Here is a 23303-nt window from a genome sequence, read left to right as displayed (position 1 = left end):
TATACATTTGCTAATTTATTATATATTTGCTAAAATAATATAGTTATGGAAAATACCTGCCCTAAATGCAACAGCAGCAAAGTAGTAAAAAGCGGCATCATCAATGAAAAACAACGCTTCCACTGCAAAAACTGCAACTATTATTTTACCGTCAAAAAACTGGGAAAACAAATTGATGATTATTATGTCACGAAAGCGCTTCAGCTCTATCTGGAAGGTTTAAGCTACCGTGAAATTGAAAGAATTATCGGAGTTTCACACGTTACAATAAGTTCATGGATTAAAAAGTACAATATTACCAGACCTCCTCATTCTGAATTCCATCCTGTTTATAAGATATTAAAACAAAATGAGTTGATTGACTATATTGCCAAAGAAGAAAACATTAAAAATTCAGGGATTATCATTACTCAGTTTGCAGATAAATACATGCTGATTAAGTGGGAAAGGTTTAAGAAGTAGTGCGGGACGCAAGGTGCGAGTTACGGGATACGAGGCGCGAGCCACTATATTTAATTATGTTTCTTAATATCAAATACTTACAAACCGATTAGATTAAAATCCCGGATCTCGAAATCCGAACCCATATAACATTAAACACCCCATAACTATACTATTACCACTAATATATATTAAATTTTCATAAATAAATTATTAATTACAATTTGGCATTCACAAAAAACAACGCCAAAAATTGATAATTTATGAAGAAATTACTTACATTCATTGGATTAGCCTTAATCAGCAGTTCTGCCTACTCACAAGGCTCTCCTGATTATGGCAATGGCTTAAAAATTAACCTCAACCAAAACGGTGATAAATTCGTCAGATTTATTTTATGGGACCAGTTTTGGCTAAGAAACACTTCTATGAACCCCGGAACCATGGTAGGAGGAGAACCTACCGACAATTCATGGAGCCTGGGAAACAGACGATTACGAGCTTTAACCTATGCGCAAATTTCTAAAAGATATATGATCCTACTCCATTTTGGGATTAACAATCAGACGTTCATCAATGGCGGTGCTACAGGCACTTCAGGTACAGGAGGTTATGGAAACGGAAAGAAAACACAATTATTTTTTCATGATGCCTGGAACGAATATGCAGTTATTTTACCTGGAGAAGCAGGAAAATTCAGTTTAACTTTAGGAGCAGGTCTTCATTACTACATGGGGCTTTCCCGTATGACCATGGCTTCTACCCTTAATTTCCTCACATTAGATTCACCTGTTTTTTCATGGCCACTGATTGACAATTCCGACCAGTTTGCAAGACAACTGGGAATGTTTGCGAAAGGAAAATACGGAAAACTGGAATATCGTTTCAGTTTAAATAAACCTTTCGCTACTGACCTTACACCTGTGAATGTAACAGATCCTTCAAAGGCTATCGCAGTAGACAACAACGGAAATCCCAGTTTTTCAAAAGCAGGATATGTTGAATATCAATTTCTTGACGAAGAATCCAACGCATTACCTTTCAAAGTAGGCTCTTACCTTGGGACAAAAAAGGTTTTCAATGTAGGCGCAGGTTTTTATCATCAGGCTGACGGAACAAGAACTTCCGTGAATTCAAACATTGAGAAACACGACATTACTCTTTTTGCAGTAGATGCTTTCGCAGATATTCCCCTGGGAGAAGCGAAAAACAAGATGGCTGTTTCAGCATATGCAGGATATTATAATTACAATTTCGGACCGAACTATATAAGAAATCTGGGAACGATGAATATTGGAGCATCAGATCCTAATTTCATCGGCAATAAAGCCATTGCAGGACCAGGAAATCTACAACCGACTATCGGAACAGGTAATATTATCTACGCACAGGCTGGTTTACTTTTACCAAGTCAGGCAGAAAAGCCAAAAATCAGAATACAGCCTTTTGCCGCTTATACGCACAAGAGTTTTGAGGCTTTTGATAAATCTTCATCACAGTTTGATGTAGGCGCCAACTGGTTCATAGACGGACATCATGCAAAAATAACCACACAATATTCAACAAGGCCTATTTATACAAGTCCTACAGAAAGCCCATCTTCTAAAGGGGAATTTATTGTACAGTTTCAAATCTATTTATAAAACTTGACCCATTAAAATTAAGATAAGTTAAGCTCCATCAAAGATGGATAAAGCATTCACCTTAATAATAACTTCAGTTATGCCTTAATTATTCTTAACCCCTTAAAAGCCCTTAATGGTTTAAAAAAATCAATTTAAAATCCTATTCCCATAACATCAAAAACTAATCGATATGAGCGAAAATCATCACGAAAGCTACGAAAATATGACCGACAGGCAGAAAAACCGCACCATCTGGAGCGTAATCACTGCCTCATCCCTCGGAACATTAATAGAATGGTACGACTTCTACATTTTTGGAAGCTTGGCCGTTGTTTTAGCTACCAAATTTTTCCCTGCCGATAATCCTACTGCCGCATTTTTATCTACCCTGGCTACTTTTGCTGCCGGATTTGTGGTAAGACCTTTTGGGGCGTTATTTTTCGGAAGACTGGGAGATATTATCGGGAGAAAATATACTTTCCTTGTTACTTTACTGATCATGGGATTTTCCACTTTCCTGATCGGATGTATTCCAAGTTATGAAACCATTGGCTTTATGGCTCCGGTTTTGGTTTTAATTTTAAGATTACTGCAGGGACTTGCTCTGGGAGGAGAATATGGAGGGGCCGCCACCTACGTTGCAGAATACGCCCAACCTCATCGAAGAGGTTACTGGACATCATGGATCCAAACTACTGCAACAGCCGGACTTTTCATTTCATTAATTGTCATTCTCATTACTAAGACAACGTTGTCTGCAGAAGAATTCGATACCTGGGGATGGAGAGTTCCATTCTGGATCTCGATTTTAATGGTTGCCGTTTCTTATGTCATCAGAAAAAACATGAAGGAATCTCCTCTTTTTGCCAAAGCTAAAAGTGAAGGTAAAACATCTAAAAATCCGTTAAAAGAAAGTTTTGGAAATAAATATAACTTCAAGTTTGTCTTATTGGCTTTATTTGGAGCTGCGATGGGACAAGGGGTAATTTGGTATACAGGTCAGTTCTACGCAATGAGCTTCCTTCAAAAGGTAATGAATGTAGAATCTGCACAGGTAGACTCACTAATGGCAACAGCCTTATTTTTAGGAACTCCTTTCTTTGTATTTTTCGGATGGCTGTCTGATAAAATTGGGCGAAAAGCAGTGATGATGACCGGAATGCTGGTTGCTATTTTAGCCTACAGACCTATTTACGACAGCATGTTCAAGAGTGTAAACCTTGAAAGTAAAACAGTTGCAGCTAATGGAATTACAGAAAAAAGAACGGCAAAAATTCATAATGACATCGCAACAGACAGTTTAGTTACTTTTCACAAGGAAACTCTTTATACCGATGGAACCTTAATCAAAAAAGACAGTATTGTTCACTGGTCGCCTGCAGGAGTTGTCATGAAAGACGGAAAAGCTGAGGAAGCCAAAGTCTCTCAAAGTTTAAAATTGAGTGATAATACTAAATGGTATTTGATTTTCCTCGTATTCATCCAGGTGATCTTTGTAACAATGGTATATGGCCCTATTGCAGCTTTCCTTGTTGAAATGTTCCCTGTAAGAATCCGATACACTTCAATGTCATTGCCTTATCATATTGGAAACGGAGTATTCGGTGGACTTCTTCCGGCAGTGGCAACTTATCTGGTCACTACAGGAAAAGAAGCAGGACATGCAACATGGTACTTAGAAGGGCTTTGGTACCCGATTGGGGTTGCAACAGTATGTTTGGTTATCGGATTGTTTTATCTTAAAAATAAGAACAATAATCTTCACGATTAGGTACTGAATCACTCAAATTTTTATTAATTTTAAAACTACTAAAATGAACGGACTAAAAAAAATATTAGGCATTCTCTGGATCGCTATTGCGGTGATTGTAGGATATTTCGGAATTACAGTATTGGGAATCCCAAAAATTGCTTCCGGAAAACAGGAAGATCTGGTTTTTGGCATTATCATCCTTTTTGTACTGATGCCGATTATCTCAGGTGGAATGGCCATTTTCGGGTATTATGCCTTAAAAGGAGAATATTCTGACGATAAAATTTAAAAGTAATAGAGATAATTGATGAATGACTGTATTCATCAATTATCTTTTATCAAAAATCATTTATGAAAAAAAGACACGAACAAAAACTTATCATACTGAGCGCAGGGCTTATGATTGCTTTCAGTATTCCTATTTCATTGCTTTTCAACAGTGACAGGGAAGTTTTGGGCTATCCAATGATCCTGATCTATCTGTTCGTGATCTGGATGATCTCCATTGTGATTTCTTTTGTAATTGTAAAAAGACATGATGAGTAGTTTCGCATTATTTTTTGTAGTTCTGTTTTACCTGGCTCTTCTTTTCTTAGTTGCTTATCTGGCAGAGAAGAAAAGAAGTAAGCGATGGATCAACAACCCATACATTTACGCCCTTTCTCTTGCAGTTTATTGTACTGCATGGACCTATTATGGAAGCATTGGTGTGGCAGCTACAAGCGGATTAAATTATCTTCCGATTTACATTGGTCCTATTATGATTATTCCGGCATGGATCTACATCAATACCCGGATTGTAAGAATTTCAAGAATCAACAAAATAAGCAGCCTAGCCGATTTTATTTCATTGAGATATGGAAACAGCAGAAGCCTGAGTGCCATTATTACCGTGGTTTGCCTTCTGGCAATTGTTCCTTATATCGGACTACAGATCAAAGCCATTTCGGAAACATTTCATCTGGTAACGGAAACTCCGATGTCTAAAGATATTCTAACAGACAACGCCACTTTTGTAGTGGTTTTAATTGCCTTGTTTTCCTCTTATTATGGAACACGATATGTAGATGCTTCAGAAAAACGTCTGGGAATCATCTCAGCTATTGCACTGGAGAGCTTTTTAAAACTGTTTTTTATTATTATTCTTGGACTTTTCGTGATTTATTATGCTTTTGACGGATTCTCCGATATTTATGAGAAAGCCAGCAAATTTGAAGATTTTAAGGAAAAAAATACCTTCAACGGAATTGAAGGAGCAATGAACTGGATGGTTCTGTGTATGATTTCAGCAACAGCCATCTGTATTCTTCCCAGACAGTTTCACACAGCCATTGTTGAAAACAGACAGGAAAAACACATCAGAACAGCCATTTGGTTTTTCCCACTTTATCTTTTAATCTTTACTATATTTATTTTCCCGATTGCCTGGGGAGGAAGGCTGATTTTTGACGGACAAAAAGTAAATCCTGAGTTCTACTCTATTCTCATTCCACAGCATTTTGATAATACTTTGATCACGGTACTTGTATTTCTTGGTGGACTAAGCTCTTGTATTTCCATGATTATTATTTCTGCCATCACTTTATCCATTATGCTTTCTAACAACCTCATTATTCCCTACGGATTGCTGGGAAAATTAAAATCTGAAAATGAAGAAAAAAATACAAGAAGCATTACTAATATCAGAAAATTCAGCATTTTCGCACTGATTATTATGGCTTTTGCCTTCTACAAATATTTCATTCTGAAAACCTCGCTGGATTCTGTAGGGTTAATTTCATTTGTTGTAATTGCACAATTGGCTCCTGCATTTTTCGGTGCTTTATTCTGGAGAAGAGGAAGTTATAAAGGAGCTGTTACAGGGCTTATAGCCGGATTAGTGATTTGTTATTTCGGATTGATTATTCCACAGTATTATTTCTCTTATAATCAGGAATTCAAGGGTGTAATCAGAGAAATGTATAATGCTTTCGGCTTTTTCACCATCCCTTATTTGGGAAGAATTCCGCAGATATTTTTTTGGTCAATGCTGGTCAATACAAGCCTGTTTACTATCGTTTCAGTAAGTTCTAAAGGAAATTACCGCGAAAGAAACTTTGCTGAGCTGTACGTAGATATAGACAAGTATATTCAGAACCATGAAAATGCTTTCATCTGGCGGGGAACGGCTTATATTTCAGATATTCAGAATATCCTGGAGCGTTTTTTAGGCAAAAATAAAACAGAACAGGCCTTAAGAATTTTTAATTTAAAATATAATATTGATTCAAAAACGGAAACTGCTGACTCAAGATTTATCAAATTCTCAGAAAACCTTTTAGCCGGAAGAATTGGTACCGCTTCAGCCAAAATATTGATTGAAGGCGTTACCAAAGAAGATAAAATATCTTTAAAAGAGGTTTTAAATATCCTCGAAGAATCTCAGGAAAACATCAGCTTAAATAAAAAACTTACCGAACAGTCTGAAGAATTACAAAAACTCTCTGATGATCTAAGAAATGCTAACGAAAGTCTGATCATTAAAGACCGTCAAAAAGACGACTTTCTGGACTCTGTTGCCCATGAATTAAGAACTCCGATTACTGCAATCCGTTCTGCAGGAGAAATCCTGGCTGATGATGACGATATTCCCTTTGACATTAAGCAGGAATTTTTGAACAATATCATCACAGAATCCGACAGATTAAGTGAAATCATCAATGATATTTTGTATCTGGACAAATTACAGCATGGCGAAATCTCTTTACACATTCAGGAAAATAATATTATTGAAACGTATAAAAAAGCCTTAAACCCTCTCCTTCATCTGATACAACAGAAAAATATTCATTTGAGTGAAGTTAATCTTCTGAATCAGTTTATATTTGAATATGATGAAGCGAGAATGATTCAGCTATTTCAGAATATCTGGGGAAATGCCTTAAAATTCACAGAAGAACAAGGAACCATTCAGACTAAAATATTTGAGAAAGAAGGTCAGCTGATCATCACCATTTTCAATACCGGAAAACATATTCCGGAAGAGGATCTGGAAATGATTTTTGACAAGTTTTATCAGTCGAAAAACCAGAATATTTTAAAACCTACAGGAAGCGGACTGGGACTGGCCATTTCAAAGAAAATTGTACAGGCACACAGAGGAAGTATAAAAGCAGAAAACAGTGGGCTTGGGGTCACTTTCACCATCAGCATTCCTGAAAAAACCAAAAAAGAGATTATAAATGAAGTTGAACACCATTAAAACCTTATTATGAGAAAGATAATTATTGCGGATGACGAACACAAAATATTAATGTCGTTAGAATACAGCTTTAAGAAAAACGGCTATGACGTTTATATTGCCCGTGACGGAACGGAAGTCCTTGAATTCCTGAAAACGATGGTTCCTGACGTGATTCTTCTCGATATTATGATGCCGAATCTTGATGGTTACAGTACGCTCGATCTCATTAAGCAGAACGAAAAACTAAAGGATACCAAAGTCATCTTTCTGAGTGCCAAAAACAATCCCAGAGATATTGAAAAAGGATTGGAAATGGGAGCAGATGCCTATGTCACAAAGCCCTACTCGATTAAGAAACTGATGCAGCAGATTGAGGAAATGTTTTAAAAAAGAATCTAGAATCAAGGTATAAGACTTCAGACAACGACTTAATAAAAAACCTTATGGCTTCGCCTGCGGACCGCAATTATCCTTGTCAAGGTTTAAAACCTTGACAAGGATAAGCAAAAAATCAAACACACAACTATTGACATGGAAACAGATACATTATTTAAACAAAGCATAGAAAACAAAGAAGACTTCTGGAAAAAACAAGCAGAAGAAATCAAATGGTTTGAATTTCCACAACAGATTCTTTCAAATGGAGAAAACGATTATCCACAATGGTTTTCGGACGGAAAGCTCAATATGTGCTATTTGTGTATTGACAAACACATTGAAGACGGTTTCGGAGATCAGGTAGCAATTGTTTACGATTCCCCTGTAACCAACCAGAAAAAAACCTACACATTCCATCAGGCGAAAGAGGAAATTGCAAAGCTGGCAGGAGGATTGATTTCTCTGGGATTAAAAAAGGAAGATACGGCCGTTATTTATATGCCGATGATTCCGCAAACACTTTTTGCCATGCTTGCTTGTGCGAGAATCGGGGTTATTCATAATGTGGTTTTTGGAGGCTTTGCTCCACATGAGCTTGTAGTGAGAATTGATGACTGCAAACCTAAAGTTTTAATTACCGCTACAGCCGGTGTGGAAATTGCCAAAAGAATTCCTTATCTGCCATTAGTAGAAAAAGCAATTGAACTGGCACAGGATAAAGTAGACAATATCATTGTATATAACAGAAAATTAGTAGATAATCAGGATGAAATGTTCGAGGGACTGATTGATTATGAAGAACTGGTAGAAAAATCTACTCCAGCAGACTGTATTTCTGTAGAATCTACTCATCCGCTTTATTTGCTTTACACCTCTGGAACTACCGGAAAACCTAAAGGCATCGTTCGCGACACCGGAGGTTATGCCACAGCATTACAGTTCTCAATGAAGTATGTTTATGGTGTAAAACCCGGTGAAACATATTGGGCAGCTTCAGACTTCGGATGGGCTGTAGGACATAGTTTTTCAGTATACGGGCCATTAATCAACAGAAACACAACGATAATTTTTGAAGGAAAACCCATCATGACTCCTGATGCAGGAACTTTCTGGAGAATTATTTCAGAATATAAAGTTTCGGTGATGTTTACAGCTCCTACTGCCATCAGAGCGATTAAAAAAGAAGATCCTAATGGAGAACTGGTAAAAATATACGATTTGTCACATTTCAAAAAACAGTTTCTGGCTGGTGAAAGATGTGATGTAGCCACTCTGGACTGGTTTGCAGAACATATTGGCGTTCCTGCAATAGATCACTGGTGGCAGACAGAATCCGGCTGGCCTATGCTTGGATTGCTGACTCACGATGAAAGTTATCAGATCAAAAGAGCATCAGCCGGGAAGCCTGTTCCTGGATATGACATTAAAATCTTTGATGAAAACGGATTGGAACTAGATCCTCATCATGAAGGCTATCTGGTGATCAAACTTCCTCTTCCACCTGGCACCATGCTTGGAATATGGAAAGACTACACCCGTTTTGAAAGCAGCTATTTGTCTCAGTATAAAGGGTATTATTTTTCAGGAGACGGTGCAATTCAGGATGAGGATGGTTATATTTTTATTACAGGAAGAGTGGATGATGTGATCAACGTAGCTGGACACAGACTCTCCACTTCTGAAATGGAAGAAATTGTCTCATCCCACCCCGATGTTGCAGAATGTGCGGTAGTAGGTATTGATGATGATTTAAAAGGACAGGTTCCTTTTGCCACAGTTGTTGTAAAGAATGGTTCAATTATTTCTGAAGAAGAGATTGAAAAGGACATCATTCAGATGGTCCGCAACAAAATTGGAGCTGTAGCTTTTTTAAAAAATGTAATGGTTGTCAAACGCTTACCTAAGACAAGATCAGGAAAAATTTTAAGAAAACTGATCAGAACGATGCTTGACGGAAAAGATTTTCAGATTCCATCCACCATTGATGATGAAAAAATCATTGATGAAATTCAGGAAAAAATCCAGGTTTATAGAGCTAAAGCCAGAAATTAAACATAAATTTAAAATACAATAAATTCAAATTTCAAAAAAAAACGAAAGGGATATGAGAAATTACTTAATAGAAGATTTACCACAATATTTTGAAGACTATAAAAAGTCTATCAAAAATCCTAAAAAATTCTGGGATAAAGTAGCGGATCAAAACTTCGTGTGGTATCAACGATGGAGCAAGGTTGTTAAGTACGACATGAATGAAGCTAAGATTACCTGGTTCAAAAATGCGAAACTCAATATTACCAAAAACTGTATCGACAGACATCTTACCATAAGAGGAGAAAAAACAGCAATCATCTGGGAACCTAACGATCCTAAGGAAGAAGCACAGCATATTTCTTACAATGAATTATATACGCGCGTTAATAAAACAGCCAATATTTTACGTGATATGGGAATTGAAAAGGGAGACAGAGTCTGTATTTATCTTCCCATGATTCCTGAGCTGGCCGTTACGATGCTTGCCTGTGCAAAACTGGGAGCTGTACATTCCGTGATCTTTGCCGGATTTTCAGCTTCTGCAGTGGCTTCAAGAGTCAATGACTGTGAAGCAAAAATGGTCATCACATCAGATGGCAGCTATAGGGGAAATAAAGTTCTGGATCTGAAAACTATTGTGGACGATGCCCTAGAAAAAACGCCGACTGTTGAGAAAGTTCTTGTTGTAAAAAGAACCCACAACGAAATTAAAATGAAAGAAGGGAGAGATCACTGGATGGCTGATTTATATGAAAAAGCTTCTGCTGATTTCGTTACCGTAATTATGGATTCTGAAGATCCGCTTTTCATTTTATATACTTCCGGATCTACAGGAAAACCAAAAGGAATGCTGCATACCTGTGCAGGCTATATGGTATACACCGCTTATACCTTCAAAAACGTATTCAATTATAAAGAAAATGATATTTATTGGTGTACAGCAGATATCGGATGGATTACAGGACACTCTTATATCCTTTATGGACCATTATTAAATGGAGCGACTACCGTAATCTTTGAAGGCGTACCTACTTACCCTGAACCGGATCGTTTCTGGGAAGTGATTGAAAAACATAAAATCACTCAGTTTTACACCGCTCCTACCGCCATTCGTTCTTTAGCAAAAGAAAGTACAGAATGGGTGGATAAACATGATTTGAGCTCTCTGAAAGTAATCGGATCTGTAGGAGAACCTATTAATGATGAAGCATGGCACTGGTTCAATGATCATGTTGGAAAGAAAAAATGTCCGATTGTGGACACATGGTGGCAAACGGAAACAGGAGGAATTATGATTTCACCATTACCTTTTGTAACACCTACCAAACCTACTTACGCCACGCTCCCATTGCCTGGTGTACAACCTGTATTAATGGATGATAAACGAAACGAAATTACAGGAAACCAGGTGACCGGAAATCTTTGTATCCGTTTTCCATGGCCGGGAATTGCCAGAACCATCTGGGGTGACCACCAAAGATATAAAGAGACTTATTTTACAGCATTCCCTGGAAAATATTTTACAGGTGATGGAGCTTTAAGAGATGAAGTTGGATACTACAGAATTACGGGACGTGTAGATGATGTGATCATTGTTTCAGGACATAATCTTGGAACCGCACCTATTGAAGACAGCATCAACCAGCATCCTGCCGTTGCTGAATCTGCTATTGTAGGTTATCCACATGACATCAAAGGGAATGCACTGTACGGTTATGTGACACTTAAAGAAACCGGAGAAGGACGTGATAAGGAAAATCTGAAAAAAGAGATTAACCAACTGATTTCAGATCAGATCGGACCGATTGCCAAGCTGGATAAAATTCAGTTTGTCTCAGGTCTTCCAAAAACACGTTCCGGAAAAATTATGCGTAGAATCCTGAGAAAAATTGCAGAAGGAGACTTCAGTAATTTCGGAGATATCAGTACGCTTTTAAATCCTGAAATTGTAGAGGAAATCAAAAACGAAAGAATATAAATTTCATCATTTTTTTAACCAATAGAAGCCCTGGAAGTCATTTTCAGGGCTTTTATTATAGAACAAGAAAATTATCCTGAGATGAAGACGAATATTATCCAATTATTAAAATTAAACACCTGTTCAACAACTATTCTTAAACATTATCATTATCTATTGAAAACTGAATGTTAATTAACAAATTATATTGACTCAAATGCAATGATAATCAGAAAATTATTACTAACTTTAATGAGAACTTTAAAACCAATTAACTATGTCACATATATTAGCTGGAGTATTTGGTCATCACAGCGACTACAAAAAACTGGAAAGTGATCTGGAAAATTCAGGATTCGGAACTTCAGATTACATTGTATACCTTAATGATGGTTCCGGTAATTCCCAATATTTGGCAAGTGTTACCGTTAATGATCTTAATCAGATTGACCTTGCACGAAATGCATTTGTTCAGAATGCAGCATTGAAATCCTATCTATTTGAAAACATGAAGATCAATGAAACCAATTACGATACCATCAAAAAGTATATTGATGCAAGAAACAGAGCAGAAATCCACAGCAGCCCTGATATTAAAATCAAAACATCAAGTGACGGTATGAATTCTGAAGTGAAATTCTAATCGATATAAAATCTAATAGCCGAAGATCCGTAGTGTATACTGCGGATCTTTTATGTTTGAAAAAACTAAAAAATTTCGTATTTTCGTCTAATTATAGGCATGTGCACAAATGAGCTACGATTTAGAACAAGAGAATAAAGAGATCCTTGCCAGATATAAGGATCTGATTTCTAACACATACAGAACATTGGATGAGGAAAACAATAAACTCATCCGAAAGGCATTCGATATTGCGCTGGATGCCCACAAGGATCAAAGGAGAAAATCCGGAGAACCTTACATCTACCACCCTATTGCTGTTGCTAAGATTGTAGCAACAGAGATTGGTCTGGGTGCTACTTCTATTGCCTGTGCGCTTTTGCATGATGTGATTGAAGATTCTGATTATACCTACGAAGATCTGAAGAAAATCTTTGGTGAGAAGATTGCCAATATCGTGAATGGACTGACCAAAATTTCCATCATGAACCATCAGAATATCTCTGTGCAGTCTGAAAACTACAGAAAACTGTTATTGACATTATCTGAGGATTTCAGGGTTATTCTGATTAAAATTGCTGACCGTCTCCATAATATGAGGACTCTGGAAAGCATGGCTCCGGACAAGCAGAAAAAAATTGCTTCCGAAACGGTTTATATCTACGCCCCAATGGCTCACCGTCTTGGATTGTACAATATTAAATCTGAATTGGAGGATCTTTCCTTAAAATATAATAGTCCCGAAGTATATAACGAGATCACGGAGAAATTGGAACTGGCCAAAGAAAGCCGTGAAAGATATATCGAAGAATTTAAGAAAGAAGTATCTGAAAGACTTCATGAAGAAGGCTTAAACTTTAAAATCAAAGGCCGTGCAAAAGCGATCTCTTCCATTTACAGAAAGATGCTGAAACAGGGAGTTTCCTTTGAAGAAGTTTTTGACAATTACGCCATCAGGATTATTTATAAATCGGATGCAAAAAATGAAAAATTCCTAGCGTGGAAGATCTACTCTATCGTTACGGATGTATACCACAGTAACCCTTCAAGAATGCGTGACTGGATTACGCAGCCCCGTTCTACAGGATATGAAAGTTTGCATTTAACCGTTTTAGGGCCGGACAGAAAGTGGATTGAAGTACAGATCCGTTCGGAAAGAATGGATGAAATTGCTGAAAAAGGAGTTGCCGCTCACTATAAATACAAAGAAGGTTACAAACAGAGTTCTGATGACAGAAACTTTGAAAAATGGGTGACCGAGATCCGCGAGGTATTGGAACAACAGCAGAACCTTTCCACTTCGGAACTTTTGGATAATATTAAACTTAATTTATATTCAAAAGAGGTTTTTGTCTTTACTCCAAAAGGAGAAATTAAAATCCTTCCGACAAATGCTACCGCTCTGGATTTTGCCTTCTCTGTTCACTCCGATTTGGGAATGAAGTGTCTGGGAGCTAAAATTAATGGAAAACTGGTTCCTATTTCTTATATCCTTCAAAACGGAGATCAGGTAGATATTCTTTCTTCACAGAATCAGAAGCCAAAATCTGACTGGCTGGAATTTGTAGTAACTTCGAAAGCCAAATCCAAGATTAAAAGTTATCTGAACTCTCAGAAAAACCAATTGGTAGAAGAAGGAAAAGAAATTTTGCAGAGAAAACTTCGTCATGCGAAAATCAATTTTAATGATGAAGAAATTAATAAACTTCAGAAGTTCTTTAATTTAAAATCATCTCAGGAGCTCTTCCTTAAATTCCAAAGTAATGAACTGGATGTAAGCAGCCTGAGAAAATATATAGAAAGTAAAAACGTATTCAATAACTTACTTTCAAGATTCAGAAAATCACCTAATAAAAGCCAGCATTTTGAGGATCCGAAAGAGGAAAACCTTGACATGATTGTCTTTGGAAAGGACGAAGAGAAGCTTAACTACACGTATGCAAAATGCTGTACCGTGATTCCGGGAGACAAAATTTTCGGATTCATCACAATTTCAGACGGAATCAAAGTGCATAGTGATAACTGCCCGAATGCCATCAATCTGAGAGCTCAGTATGATTACCGTGTTATTCCGGCCAAATGGGTGAATGCGGAAAGCTTCAAAAACAGAGTGAAAATTGAAATTGAAGGACTTGACAGAATGGGGATGATTAATGATATCACCACTGTCATCAGTGGAAGTATGGGAATGGATATGAAAAGTATGTCTATTGAATCCAACAATGGTGTTTTCACAGGGAATATCAACCTCGAAGTCAAAAATAAAGGTCAGTTGGAAGAAACCTTTAAAAAACTTAAAAATATTAATGGTGTTTCCAGAGTGAGACGAGTACAATCGTAAACATGAATTTATCTCTTTATTTTAAAAAATTTTTCAACAACAGTCAGTCCTCAGGAATTATTCTTATTTTCTGTGTGCTTATTTCATTGCTTATTGCCAATTCGTCTGCTGCAGAGAACTTTCAGCATTTTTTAGACCAGGAAGTAGGCACTCATCTTTTTGGATTAGAATATCCTGTCAGCATCTGGATCAATGACGGATTAATGGCCGTATTTTTCCTGCTGGTAGGTCTTGAAATAAAACGTGAACTTGTAGAAGGTGAATTGTCATCCTTTAAAAATGCTTCCCTTCCTATTTTTGCAGCGGTAGGCGGAATGCTTATTCCTGCTGTAATCTACAGCATTTTCAATACGGGAACGGAATACAGCAATGGTTGGGGAATTCCTATGGCAACCGATATTGCATTTTCTTTGGCTATCATTTCGATGTTAGGTAAAAAGATTCCTAATTCTATTAAAATATTTTTGGCAGCATTAGCCATTGTAGATGACCTGGGAGCTATCCTCGTGATTGCGATTTTCTATACAGAGCAAATCCACTGGAGTTATCTTCTCCTATCTTTTGGAGTGACTGCCCTGCTTTTTATTTTAAACTTTTTAAAAGTAACCAAAACAATATTTTACATCATTCCGGGATTGTTTTTATGGTATTTTCTTCATCATTCCGGAATTCATGCGACGATAGCAGGTGTTTTGCTTGCATTTTCCATTCCTACCAATGCATCTAATGTAGAAATCTCACCTTTGGAAAAACTGGAGCATCAGCTTCATATTCCGGTAAGTTTTCTGATTATGCCGATATTTGCTTTAACGAATACCAATATCACTTTTTCCAGTGAAATGGTCGCAGGAGTAACAAGTACATTAGGATTAGGAATTATCTGTGGATTGGTATTGGGTAAGCTGATCGGGATCAACTTATTCTCTCTGATAGCTATCAAATTAAAGCTGAGTTCTCTGCCTCAAAACAGTAACTGGCTGCAAATGATTGGTGTAGGATTGTTAGCCGGAATCGGGTTTACCATGTCCATTTTTATTGCATTGCTTTCTTTTAAAGGAGAAATTCCGATTCAGGATGAAGCGAAGTTTGCCATCTTGATTGCATCCTTTATCGCTGCAATTGCCGGATTTACCATACTCAGCGTAAGCTCAAAAGAAAACCCTGAACTGGAAGAGAATTAATCTTTCTTTCGGTTCTCCAATTTTCTTTTATGTTCCTCATCACTATCAAAGTCAGGTTCAGTAATCTGGGCATGATATTCTGAGGCTTCTTTCTCAATCTCATCAGACAACAGCTTTTCTATTCTGAGTTTTCTGATCGCCATATTCAGCTCATTTCCGAATAAAAGAAGATATACATTGACATTCACCCAAACCATCAGTAGAATCATACTGCCAATAGAGCCATAAAGTACATTATATCGGGCGATATCCTTTACATAAATGGCAAAAATATACGTTGTAACCACAAACAATACTGTTGTGAGAATAGCTCCTGGAACCGCTTGTCGGAATCTTGTAATCTTCACAGTTCCCAGCCAGTAAAATAAAGTCAGAAGTATAAAATAAAAAAGCGGGAAAGAAACAAACCCGATAATTTTGGAAAGGTTATCTACAAGCCACGTTACATCATAAGCCGGAGTAAAAAGCTTCATCACAACCTCTGCATAATATACTCCAAATAGCGTTAGAAAAACAATGGTGATAAAACCTATCGTAATAAAGAAGGAAAGAATAAACTCTTTTACATCACTTAATTTTTCATCTGTATTTTCATTAAAACCGTTAATCAGAGAAAATGTACCATTGGTCGCGAAAATAAGAGCCAGAAGAATGGTTAGGTTACTGATTCCTTTCATATTCGGAATAATATTGCTTACGATATATCCTTTTACATCTCCTTCCATGTTGGAAGGGAAAACATTATGCATCAGCACATCAAAAATATAAAACTGAAGCTCATCATATAGTGGCATATGAGGCAGTACAGAAAGCAAAAACAGAATAAACGGAAAGAGGCTTATGGTAAAACTCCACGAAATAGCCGCTGCTTTTCTTCCTATTTTTCCTTTAAAAATCCCGGAGATATAGATCTGAAACATCTGCCAAAGTGATATTCCCAAAACAGGAATATGAATGCTGTCAAAAAACTCTTGAATCTTTAAAATAAATTTAGGAACCTTTACACCCATCGATCTGTTTGTCTTTATACAAAGGTAGGGGAATTAAATTAAATAGGGAAAATATAGGTGGTAGGTTTTAGGGATTACAGGGTTGGAAGTTTGAGAGTGGGAGGGGTTGAGAGTTTAAAGTTTGAGGTTTGACGTTGTGAGTAAACAAGAATAAAAGCCACCCGCAACCAAAAAACCAGCAACAAATTAGTTGCGAAACCCTATCTTTGCATTCTGAAACTTCTTTACAATGCGAATCAGTTTACTTTGTATCGGTAAAACAGATGATAAGGAAATTACCTCTTTAATCAATTATTATCTCAACCGCTTACCCAAACACTGGAATTTTGAAATCACAGAAATTCCGGATGTAAAAAATGCCAAAAACCTATCCCCCGACCTTCTTAAAAAGGAAGAAGCCAAGTTATTCTTAAACCATATTGACAAAAACGATCTGGTTGTGATTCTTGATGAAAAGGGAAAACAGTTTACCAGCCGTGAATTTTCTCAGAAAATTGATACCTGGATGAATTCTTCTGTAAAAAAAGTACATATTCTTATTGGAGGAGCCTATGGCTTTTCTGAAGAAATCTACAACAGAGCCAATGAAAAAATGTCTTTATCTAAAATGACTTTTACCCATCAGATGATCCGTCTGTTTATTGTAGAACAGCTTTACCGTGCTGACCAGATTTTACAGGGAAAACCTTATCATAATGATTAAAACAAAAGGTATTGTCTCAAAAGTCAAATAATTGGCTTTTGTCATTCTGACGAAGGAGAATCTCATTGATAAACAGAAGTATGAGATTCTTCATTCCATTTCATTCAGAATGACATTTTTGAAACAACCTCTTTTTTATTTCAGACTGATCTGTCTCTTTGCCTCACCCACAACAAAAGCAACAGAATTAGCAATATTAAAGCTCCTGATGAGTTTCGACATAGGAATGGTCAAATGATTTTCAAAACGGTCTAAAACCTCTTTACTCAGTCCCACACTCTCCTTTCCGAAAACCAACCAGTCTCCATCCTGAAAATCAGTTTCAAGGTATGATTTTTCAGCATGTGAACTCATTAAAAACACCCGGGACACATCAGGAATTACTTTAATCCATTCTTCCACATTTGCATATTCAGTAACATCGAGATGTACCCAATAATCCAAACCGGAACGCTTCAGGTTTTTATCATTAATTACAAATCCAAACGGATGGATCAGGTGTAATCTACTTTCGGTTCCTACACACAATCTTCCGATATTTCCGGTATTATTAGGTATTTCAGGTTCTACAAGAACAATATTCAACATCTTTCTATCTCTTTCGTTTTTAGTATGGATTTATTTAAATGATTTGGATAAAATATTTCTTACTTTATTTCTTTGCACATTTAGCATAAAAATCCGTCAGGACTGCTTTTTCATAGCCTAAAGCAACTGCTTTATCCAGATTTTCACAAGCTTCCTTAAGTTTGGAAGTGTCCATCAGAATCATGGCTTTGCTCACATAAGATTGGGCAATTTTTGGGTCTATGGAAATCGCTTTATTGGCATCTGTAAGAGCTTCTTTATATTTTTTCATTTTAAAATAGACATCTGCTCTACCATTATAAAGTAACGATTCCGGTTTTTCAGCAAGAAGTTTATTATAATCTTTTAAAGCTCCGTCCAGATCGCCATTATTCTTTTTCAGATTGGCAAGCCCTGTCTTTGCAAAAAGATTGTCAGGAGCAAAAGTCAGAATCTGATTAAGGTCTTTGATGGCAAGGTCTTTTTTTCCCTGACTGTCGTAAATTTTGGAACGTGTAAGATACAGATCCGGAGTTTCAGCATTCACCTGAAGTCCTTTTTCTATATATTCCAAGGCTTTTACCTTATTTCCTTTCTGACTGTAAAGTGATGATAGATTTGCGTATACAGAAACCGACAATGGATTTGCTTTCAGGGCAGAATCGTAGGATTTAAAAGCCTGAGTCGTTTTTCCAAGCCTTCTCTGAGCTGTACCCAGATAATCGTAATATTCAGATTGAAATTTTTGGATCTGTTCTTTTTCTGCCAGTTTTAAATACTGCTCTTCTGCACATTTATAATCAGCTTTTTGGAAGCATTCTTCAGCTAGTTTTTTATCCTGGGCATAGAAATTAAGAGCAAAAAAGAGGGAGATTACGGCTAGTAAAGTTTTTTTCATGAATTTATAGTTTGTTTGTTGATCACTTTTTTGGCGAGTGCACCAAATATCACTCCCAATAAAGATCCAACAAACGCCCCCACCAAAATATCTATCGGGAAATGCACTCCTAAATATATACGGCTGTAGGAAACCACTATAGCCCATACAAATATAGCATATGGAAACCATTTAAGCTTATTTTTTAATAAAATACTTAAAAAGGATGCCAAAAAGAATGTATTGGAAGCATGAGCAGAATAAAACCCAAACTGTCCACCGCATTTCACGATTCTCATATGATGTTCCAGCGTAGGATCATGACACGGTCTCAACCTTGCCACACCATATTTGAAAACACTGGCCAACTGATCAGAAACCGTTGCCCCAATAGCCAAAAATATAAGAATAAAAACTAATGATCTTAGTTTGTGATTTTTGTATAAAAAGTAAAGAAATATAATATAAAGAGGCACCCAGATCCAGGTACTGGAAATCAGCATCCAAAACTGGTCGAAAGATGAATCGCCCAAATTATTAAGGTAAAGAAATACCTTCTTATCTTCCTGAATGATTTCCTCCATCATTATCTGCTTACAGGTCCTTCGTAAGTTTCATCATCTGCCGGTTTCGGTTTTGGAGGCTCATTAGAAGCTACTGAAGAAGGTTCCGTCAGAATATCTTTTTGGATATCATTCATCGGGTTGAAATCCTTTGCAGCATCTTTTACCTTCTCAATCTCACGTTTGATTTCAGAAACAGGATTATCCGTTTCCTTCATGATTTCAGTTTTGATATCTTCTACTGCTCCACGCATTTTTCTAACGCCTGCACCTAAGTCACGCGCAATCTGAGGCAGTTTATCCGGACCGAATAATACAACGATTGCAATGGCAATGAGTGCCATTTCTCCAATGCTTAATTCCATGGCGTAAAATTACGAAAGATTATTGCATTTATAGACTGTAAACTAAAAATTTAAACAAATTTTAAGATTTTATAAAGTTCCAGGGGTTCGGGTGGCGAGGTTTATTTTGTTGCTGGTTGTTTTTGTTGCTCGTTAGCTCAAAACCTTAAACCTTAAACCCTGAACTTTAAACTTTCTAATCCCTAATCCCTAATCCCTATAACCTGCTGCCTACCATCTGCTACCTAGTAATTAACAAATATTTAATTCAAAATAATGAGAATTACACAACAATTCTGTATATTTATAATGCACAACCAAATAAATATTAATTATGAAAAAACTAGTGACTACTTTTAAAGTTTTCGCCGTGTTATCGGTAATGGTGCTCCACAGCTGCCAGAATGAAAACAATGAAATGAATCAGCAGGAAGCGGTTCAGGCTAAGACAACCATAGATGAGCTGAAAAAAGAGATTACTCCTTCTTCTTCTCAACTTGTTCCTGAAGCAGTACAACTTCAATTGAATGAATCCGGAACAAATCTTGAAACTTATTTAAAAAATGATTTACAGATCGTTGGAGTGGCTGTATTAGGAAAAATTTCAACCCAACAAGGCATAGAACTGTCCAAAAAACTGATTACAGATAAAGATCAGTTCATTGCATCCGGAAACATTATGGATCCATCCTCTGTAAAAATCGGAAAAATTGGAGATTTATATAACGGAGATGATCTGACAATTGCTCAAAAAGGGTTAAAAGAAGCCATCACCGAAGAAGTAAAACCAGGCATCCAGGTTATGGAAGTAACATGGAGCGGCAAAAACGGGAAATTTACCACATTATGTTTTTATGGTGATTCAGGAATTATCTGGGACAATATCTTCGGAGGCCTTGTGATGATGGATACCCGTGGAAATTCAGAAGCATCGAACAACACGGCTGCAAAAGTGGTTTCTACATGGTATAAACAATGGTGGACAGCCAACTGGCTTTGGGGTTCTAAACGAGGTGAAGCAGGATATCAGATTACCATTTATTATTCAGGGTCTACGGTGTCCAATGCAGATGTAAGTGACTGGGGATATATCAGTTTAGGAAAAGCAAAAAGTGAAAGTAAGATTACCAAAAAGACAGGGGCTTACGGACAATGTCGTTATGCACTGGGACTTTGTACACCTACAGGTTCTTTAAGCTTTAACTCCACTAATTTCTCTGTATCATTCTCCGGATTAGGCAGTAATATTGTAAGTAACGGGACAAAATCCCTTTATCCATAGTTATTTTCATAAAAATCAGATTTTAATCAAAACGGGAAACTCAGTGAGCTTCCCGTTTATTGTATTGATAAGTACTACCAGATTCTGACTTTTGACTTCAATGCCTCTACTGCATTTTCTTGAAGTCCAAAAGTATTAATCAATATCTCATAGAGCTGTACATCATTTTCTATCCTTATAGATTCTTTTTCACCATCATCAGACCGGATATTCAGCATATGGTCTGTATAAGTGTAGCGGGCATTCTCATCTACTTTTGAAAGAATAAGTCTGTTCTTAAAATGAGAATCCGGATGAGTAGACAAATACCAGTTGGAAATATCAAGATCAATAGGTTCTACATACTCAGGAATAAATCGGTACACCGGAAGCCATTGCTCTTTCCACATCCAAAGTGTATAGGTTTCTTCTTTATGGGAAACTTTAAATATTCCGTTGGGTGTTTGCTGCTGTTCTATTTTGTTTAAAAGTATAGGTGCAGTAAGGGTGGCTGTTCCAAATCCACAATCTACCACATATTGATCTCCATCAAAATCGACAATAAGCAAAAGATGAGTCTGTGCAGCAATACTATCCTCCTGTCTTCCCCACACTACCCTTCCAAGCTGGAGCTTTACATTGAATCCTAATGTTTTTAAAACTTCACTTAAAAGCAGGTTTTGTTCATAGCAATATCCACCTCTGGATTCAATCACTATTTTTCTGAAAACATCATCTGTATTCAAAGAAGGAACCTTTCCTGTATAAGAATCAATATTCTCAAAGGGAATATACTTGGGATGGAGTTGATGTATTCTTTTCAATGTCTCCAAACTCAATTCCGGAGTTCCGGAGAAATGGATCCGTTCAAAATACTTTTCCAGTTCTGATGTATTCATAATTTGGTTTTTCCTGTTTCAACAATGAGTAAAACTATTTCACTCCTGTAAAATTATTGAAAGATGTAACCCAAAATCATCTATATCTCATCAATAGAACAAATCTATTTAATGAAAATCTTTTTTTGAAGTCACATCAACTAAATTTTTATTTTTCTTCTGAAAAGCAGAATAGGTAATTACTACGCTGATTGCCATTAAAACAAACGCTAAAAAGAAAGGTGCGCCTGAAAATTTAAACGGTGCTTCATCATGGGTGAAATAGTAAAATAAATTGGTCATCATCGGAGGTCCGATAATGGATGTGGCACTCATTAAACTCGTTAATGCTCCCTGAAGTTCTCCCTGTTCATTGGAAGGAACACTTTTCGTGATGACAGATTGCAAAGCTGGTCCGCAAATTCCTCCTAAACAGTATGGCACCAGAAACACAAACATCATCCAGCCTTCTGAAGCAAAGGCAAACAACAGCATTCCTACAGCATAGAAAGCTAATCCGTAATAAATACTTTTCTGTTCTCCCAGCCTGGGAGTCGTATATCGGATAAGACCACCCTGTACGAGACCTACCAATAAACCAACAACTCCTAACGAGATGCCAACCATTCTTTCTGTCCAGCTGAACTTATACATGGTAAAGAAACTCCAGTTGCTCTGTACAGCATGACCTGCAATATAGATTAAGATCAACGAAACGATTAGTCCGGAAATTTCAGGGTGCTTGCCTAAAAACTTAAATGAACCTATAGGATTGGCACGTTTCCAGTCGAATTCTCTTCTTTTATCTTTATCCAAACTTTCAGGAAGGATGAAATATCCATACAGGAAATTAAGTAAACACAAGCCCGCAGCAGCATAGAAAGGAACTCTTGCTCCATAATGCCCAAGAACTCCGCCCAAAACAGGTCCTATAATAAATCCGAGCCCAAAAGCAGCTCCTATCAATCCAAAATTCTTAGCTCTGTCTTCATCCGTGGAAATATCTGCAATATAAGCACTGGCCGTGGTGACACTTGCTCCTGTAATCCCGGCAATAACTCTTCCCAAAAACAACCACCAGATCGTGGGAGCCAGTGCAAGGAAAATATAATCTACAGCAAATCCGAAAAGAGAAATCAGAATGATGGGTCTTCGTCCGTATTTATCACTAAGGTTTCCAACTAACGGAGAGAATATAAATTGCGTAAATGCATAGGCAAATCCAAGCCAGCCACCATACTTTGCAGCTTCACTAATATCTGCATGAATAAGTTCCTCGATTAATTTAGGAACAACAGGAATGATGATTCCCCATCCCGTAATATCGATCAGTAAAGTAATAAATATGAAGCCTATAGCCGCTTTTTTCTTTGAATTTTCCATGATGGTGCAAAATTAATCAAATCTGAAAAATAATGATTCTAAATTATGAATACTTCATATAAATTTTAAAAAGCAAAAAGATTAAAACACTGTTAAATAATACATTACATTTACCATAGCTTTATTTTTCCCGCATTTTCCTGCCGAACATAAAGAAAAAAC

Annotated in this window: 21 protein-coding genes; 14 read left to right on the top strand and 7 right to left on the bottom strand. The window is 36.9% G+C overall.

Annotated features, from left to right (window positions below):
* Positions 1-45 precede the first annotated feature (45 nt).
* From BUE84_RS08260 to nhaA, 12 genes are all read left to right on the top strand, one after another.
* A complete protein-coding gene (locus BUE84_RS08260; RefSeq protein WP_079241217.1) occupies positions 46-462 on the top strand; it encodes a helix-turn-helix domain-containing protein in 417 nt (138 codons plus the stop codon).
* A 242-nt stretch (positions 463-704) separates the two neighbouring features.
* Positions 705-2084, top strand: coding sequence for a porin (locus BUE84_RS08255; RefSeq protein WP_079241216.1), 1380 nt, complete (start codon positions 705-707; stop codon positions 2082-2084).
* Positions 2085-2256: 172 nt separating this feature from the next.
* On the top strand, positions 2257-3837 hold the full coding sequence (locus tag BUE84_RS08250; protein ID WP_079241215.1) for an MFS transporter: 1581 nt from the start codon (positions 2257-2259) through the stop codon (positions 3835-3837).
* Positions 3838-3880: 43 nt separating this feature from the next.
* Positions 3881-4108: a DUF6814 family protein gene (locus tag BUE84_RS08245; protein WP_034696261.1), complete on the top strand. Its 228-nt coding sequence runs from the start codon at positions 3881-3883 to the stop codon at positions 4106-4108.
* A gap of 62 nt (positions 4109-4170) precedes the next feature.
* Positions 4171-4365 (top strand): hypothetical protein, encoded by a 195-nt coding sequence (locus BUE84_RS08240; RefSeq protein WP_079241214.1) that lies wholly within the window; start codon positions 4171-4173, stop codon positions 4363-4365.
* Positions 4358-7060, top strand: a complete 2703-nt coding sequence (locus BUE84_RS08235) for an ATP-binding protein (RefSeq protein ID WP_167595413.1) — start codon at positions 4358-4360, stop codon at positions 7058-7060. The genes BUE84_RS08240 and BUE84_RS08235 overlap by 8 nt, the downstream gene beginning before the upstream one ends.
* 9 nt (positions 7061-7069) lie before the next feature.
* The gene (locus BUE84_RS08230) at positions 7070-7429 is read left to right on the top strand and encodes a response regulator transcription factor (RefSeq protein ID WP_079241212.1); all 360 of its coding nucleotides are present in this window, start codon (positions 7070-7072) and stop codon (positions 7427-7429) included.
* Between the two features lie 144 nt (positions 7430-7573).
* Entirely contained in the window at positions 7574-9472 is a 1899-nt protein-coding gene (locus BUE84_RS08225; protein WP_079241211.1) for an AMP-binding protein, read from the top strand.
* Between the two features lie 52 nt (positions 9473-9524).
* Positions 9525-11432 (top strand): acetate--CoA ligase, encoded by a 1908-nt coding sequence (gene acs, locus BUE84_RS08220; protein WP_079241210.1) that lies wholly within the window; start codon positions 9525-9527, stop codon positions 11430-11432.
* 256 nt (positions 11433-11688) lie between these two features.
* On the top strand, positions 11689-12054 hold the full coding sequence (locus BUE84_RS08215) for a hypothetical protein (protein ID WP_079241209.1): 366 nt from the start codon (positions 11689-11691) through the stop codon (positions 12052-12054).
* A gap of 109 nt (positions 12055-12163) precedes the next feature.
* Positions 12164-14374 carry a RelA/SpoT family protein gene (locus BUE84_RS08210; protein ID WP_034696272.1) on the top strand — a complete coding sequence of 737 codons (2211 nt, stop codon included), beginning with the start codon at positions 12164-12166 and terminating at the stop codon, positions 14372-14374.
* Between the two features lie 2 nt (positions 14375-14376).
* Positions 14377-15555: a Na+/H+ antiporter NhaA gene (nhaA, locus tag BUE84_RS08205; RefSeq protein WP_079241208.1), complete on the top strand. Its 1179-nt coding sequence runs from the start codon at positions 14377-14379 to the stop codon at positions 15553-15555.
* Here the strand turns inward: nhaA and BUE84_RS08200 are convergent.
* Complete coding sequence (locus tag BUE84_RS08200; RefSeq protein WP_079241207.1) at positions 15552-16565, bottom strand: YihY/virulence factor BrkB family protein; 1014 nt, start codon at positions 16563-16565, stop codon at positions 15552-15554. The genes nhaA and BUE84_RS08200 overlap by 4 nt on opposite strands.
* Before the next feature lie 229 nt (positions 16566-16794).
* Here BUE84_RS08200 and rlmH point away from each other — a divergent pair, with 229 nt between their 5' ends.
* Positions 16795-17268, top strand: a complete 474-nt coding sequence (gene rlmH, locus BUE84_RS08195; RefSeq protein ID WP_079241206.1) for a 23S rRNA (pseudouridine(1915)-N(3))-methyltransferase RlmH — start codon at positions 16795-16797, stop codon at positions 17266-17268.
* A gap of 135 nt (positions 17269-17403) precedes the next feature.
* On the opposite strand, the gene BUE84_RS08190 is transcribed toward rlmH, so the two are convergent.
* The 4 genes from BUE84_RS08190 to BUE84_RS08175 all read right to left on the bottom strand — a co-directional run bounded on the left by BUE84_RS08190 (position 17404) and on the right by BUE84_RS08175 (position 19640).
* A complete protein-coding gene (locus tag BUE84_RS08190; protein ID WP_079241205.1) occupies positions 17404-17856 on the bottom strand; it encodes a tRNA (cytidine(34)-2'-O)-methyltransferase in 453 nt (150 codons plus the stop codon).
* 64 nt (positions 17857-17920) lie between these two features.
* A complete protein-coding gene (locus BUE84_RS08185; RefSeq protein WP_079241204.1) occupies positions 17921-18733 on the bottom strand; it encodes a tetratricopeptide repeat protein in 813 nt (270 codons plus the stop codon).
* Positions 18730-19296, bottom strand: a complete 567-nt coding sequence (locus BUE84_RS08180; protein ID WP_076594296.1) for a phosphatase PAP2 family protein — start codon at positions 19294-19296, stop codon at positions 18730-18732. The genes BUE84_RS08185 and BUE84_RS08180 overlap by 4 nt, the downstream gene beginning before the upstream one ends.
* 2 nt (positions 19297-19298) lie before the next feature.
* Positions 19299-19640 (bottom strand): twin-arginine translocase TatA/TatE family subunit, encoded by a 342-nt coding sequence (locus BUE84_RS08175; RefSeq protein WP_034696279.1) that lies wholly within the window; start codon positions 19638-19640, stop codon positions 19299-19301.
* 313 nt (positions 19641-19953) lie between these two features.
* Here BUE84_RS08175 and BUE84_RS08170 point away from each other — a divergent pair, with 313 nt between their 5' ends.
* The gene (locus BUE84_RS08170; protein WP_079241203.1) at positions 19954-20901 is read left to right on the top strand and encodes a hypothetical protein; all 948 of its coding nucleotides are present in this window, start codon (positions 19954-19956) and stop codon (positions 20899-20901) included.
* A gap of 74 nt (positions 20902-20975) precedes the next feature.
* Here the strand turns inward: BUE84_RS08170 and BUE84_RS08165 are convergent, their stop codons facing one another.
* Positions 20976-21779 carry an arylamine N-acetyltransferase family protein gene (locus BUE84_RS08165; RefSeq protein ID WP_079241202.1) on the bottom strand — a complete coding sequence of 268 codons (804 nt, stop codon included), beginning with the start codon at positions 21777-21779 and terminating at the stop codon, positions 20976-20978.
* Positions 21780-21887: 108 nt separating this feature from the next.
* Positions 21888-23141, bottom strand: coding sequence for a TCR/Tet family MFS transporter (locus tag BUE84_RS08160; protein WP_079241201.1), 1254 nt, complete (start codon positions 23139-23141; stop codon positions 21888-21890).
* Between the last annotated feature and the right edge of the window lie 162 nt (positions 23142-23303).

Source organism: Chryseobacterium indologenes, from assembly GCF_002025665.1.
In the GTDB taxonomy this organism is placed as follows: domain Bacteria; phylum Bacteroidota; class Bacteroidia; order Flavobacteriales; family Weeksellaceae; genus Chryseobacterium; species Chryseobacterium metallicongregator.
This window is presented reverse-complemented; position numbering and strand designations above follow the sequence as displayed.

Bases quoted from the DNA above. Each gene is read 5' to 3' on its own strand.
- BUE84_RS08260 (WP_079241217.1), top strand. From the start codon at position 46: ATGGAAAATACCTGCCCTAAATGCAACAGCAGCAAAGTAGTAAAAAGC.
- BUE84_RS08255 (WP_079241216.1), top strand. From the start codon at position 705: ATGAAGAAATTACTTACATTCATTGGATTAGCCTTAATCAGCAGTTCT.
- BUE84_RS08250 (WP_079241215.1), top strand. From the start codon at position 2,257: ATGAGCGAAAATCATCACGAAAGCTACGAAAATATGACCGACAGGCAG.
- BUE84_RS08245 (WP_034696261.1), top strand. From the start codon at position 3,881: ATGAACGGACTAAAAAAAATATTAGGCATTCTCTGGATCGCTATTGCG.
- BUE84_RS08240 (WP_079241214.1), top strand. From the start codon at position 4,171: ATGAAAAAAAGACACGAACAAAAACTTATCATACTGAGCGCAGGGCTT.
- BUE84_RS08235 (WP_167595413.1), top strand. From the start codon at position 4,358: ATGAGTAGTTTCGCATTATTTTTTGTAGTTCTGTTTTACCTGGCTCTT.
- BUE84_RS08230 (WP_079241212.1), top strand. From the start codon at position 7,070: ATGAGAAAGATAATTATTGCGGATGACGAACACAAAATATTAATGTCG.
- BUE84_RS08225 (WP_079241211.1), top strand. From the start codon at position 7,574: ATGGAAACAGATACATTATTTAAACAAAGCATAGAAAACAAAGAAGAC.
- acs (WP_079241210.1), top strand. From the start codon at position 9,525: ATGAGAAATTACTTAATAGAAGATTTACCACAATATTTTGAAGACTAT.
- BUE84_RS08215 (WP_079241209.1), top strand. From the start codon at position 11,689: ATGTCACATATATTAGCTGGAGTATTTGGTCATCACAGCGACTACAAA.
- BUE84_RS08210 (WP_034696272.1), top strand. From the start codon at position 12,164: ATGAGCTACGATTTAGAACAAGAGAATAAAGAGATCCTTGCCAGATAT.
- nhaA (WP_079241208.1), top strand. From the start codon at position 14,377: ATGAATTTATCTCTTTATTTTAAAAAATTTTTCAACAACAGTCAGTCC.
- BUE84_RS08200 (WP_079241207.1), bottom strand. From the start codon at position 16,565: ATGGGTGTAAAGGTTCCTAAATTTATTTTAAAGATTCAAGAGTTTTTT.
- rlmH (WP_079241206.1), top strand. From the start codon at position 16,795: ATGCGAATCAGTTTACTTTGTATCGGTAAAACAGATGATAAGGAAATT.
- BUE84_RS08190 (WP_079241205.1), bottom strand. From the start codon at position 17,856: ATGTTGAATATTGTTCTTGTAGAACCTGAAATACCTAATAATACCGGA.
- BUE84_RS08185 (WP_079241204.1), bottom strand. From the start codon at position 18,733: ATGAAAAAAACTTTACTAGCCGTAATCTCCCTCTTTTTTGCTCTTAAT.
- BUE84_RS08180 (WP_076594296.1), bottom strand. From the start codon at position 19,296: ATGGAGGAAATCATTCAGGAAGATAAGAAGGTATTTCTTTACCTTAAT.
- BUE84_RS08175 (WP_034696279.1), bottom strand. From the start codon at position 19,640: ATGGAATTAAGCATTGGAGAAATGGCACTCATTGCCATTGCAATCGTT.
- BUE84_RS08170 (WP_079241203.1), top strand. From the start codon at position 19,954: ATGAAAAAACTAGTGACTACTTTTAAAGTTTTCGCCGTGTTATCGGTA.
- BUE84_RS08165 (WP_079241202.1), bottom strand. From the start codon at position 21,779: ATGAATACATCAGAACTGGAAAAGTATTTTGAACGGATCCATTTCTCC.
- BUE84_RS08160 (WP_079241201.1), bottom strand. From the start codon at position 23,141: ATGGAAAATTCAAAGAAAAAAGCGGCTATAGGCTTCATATTTATTACT.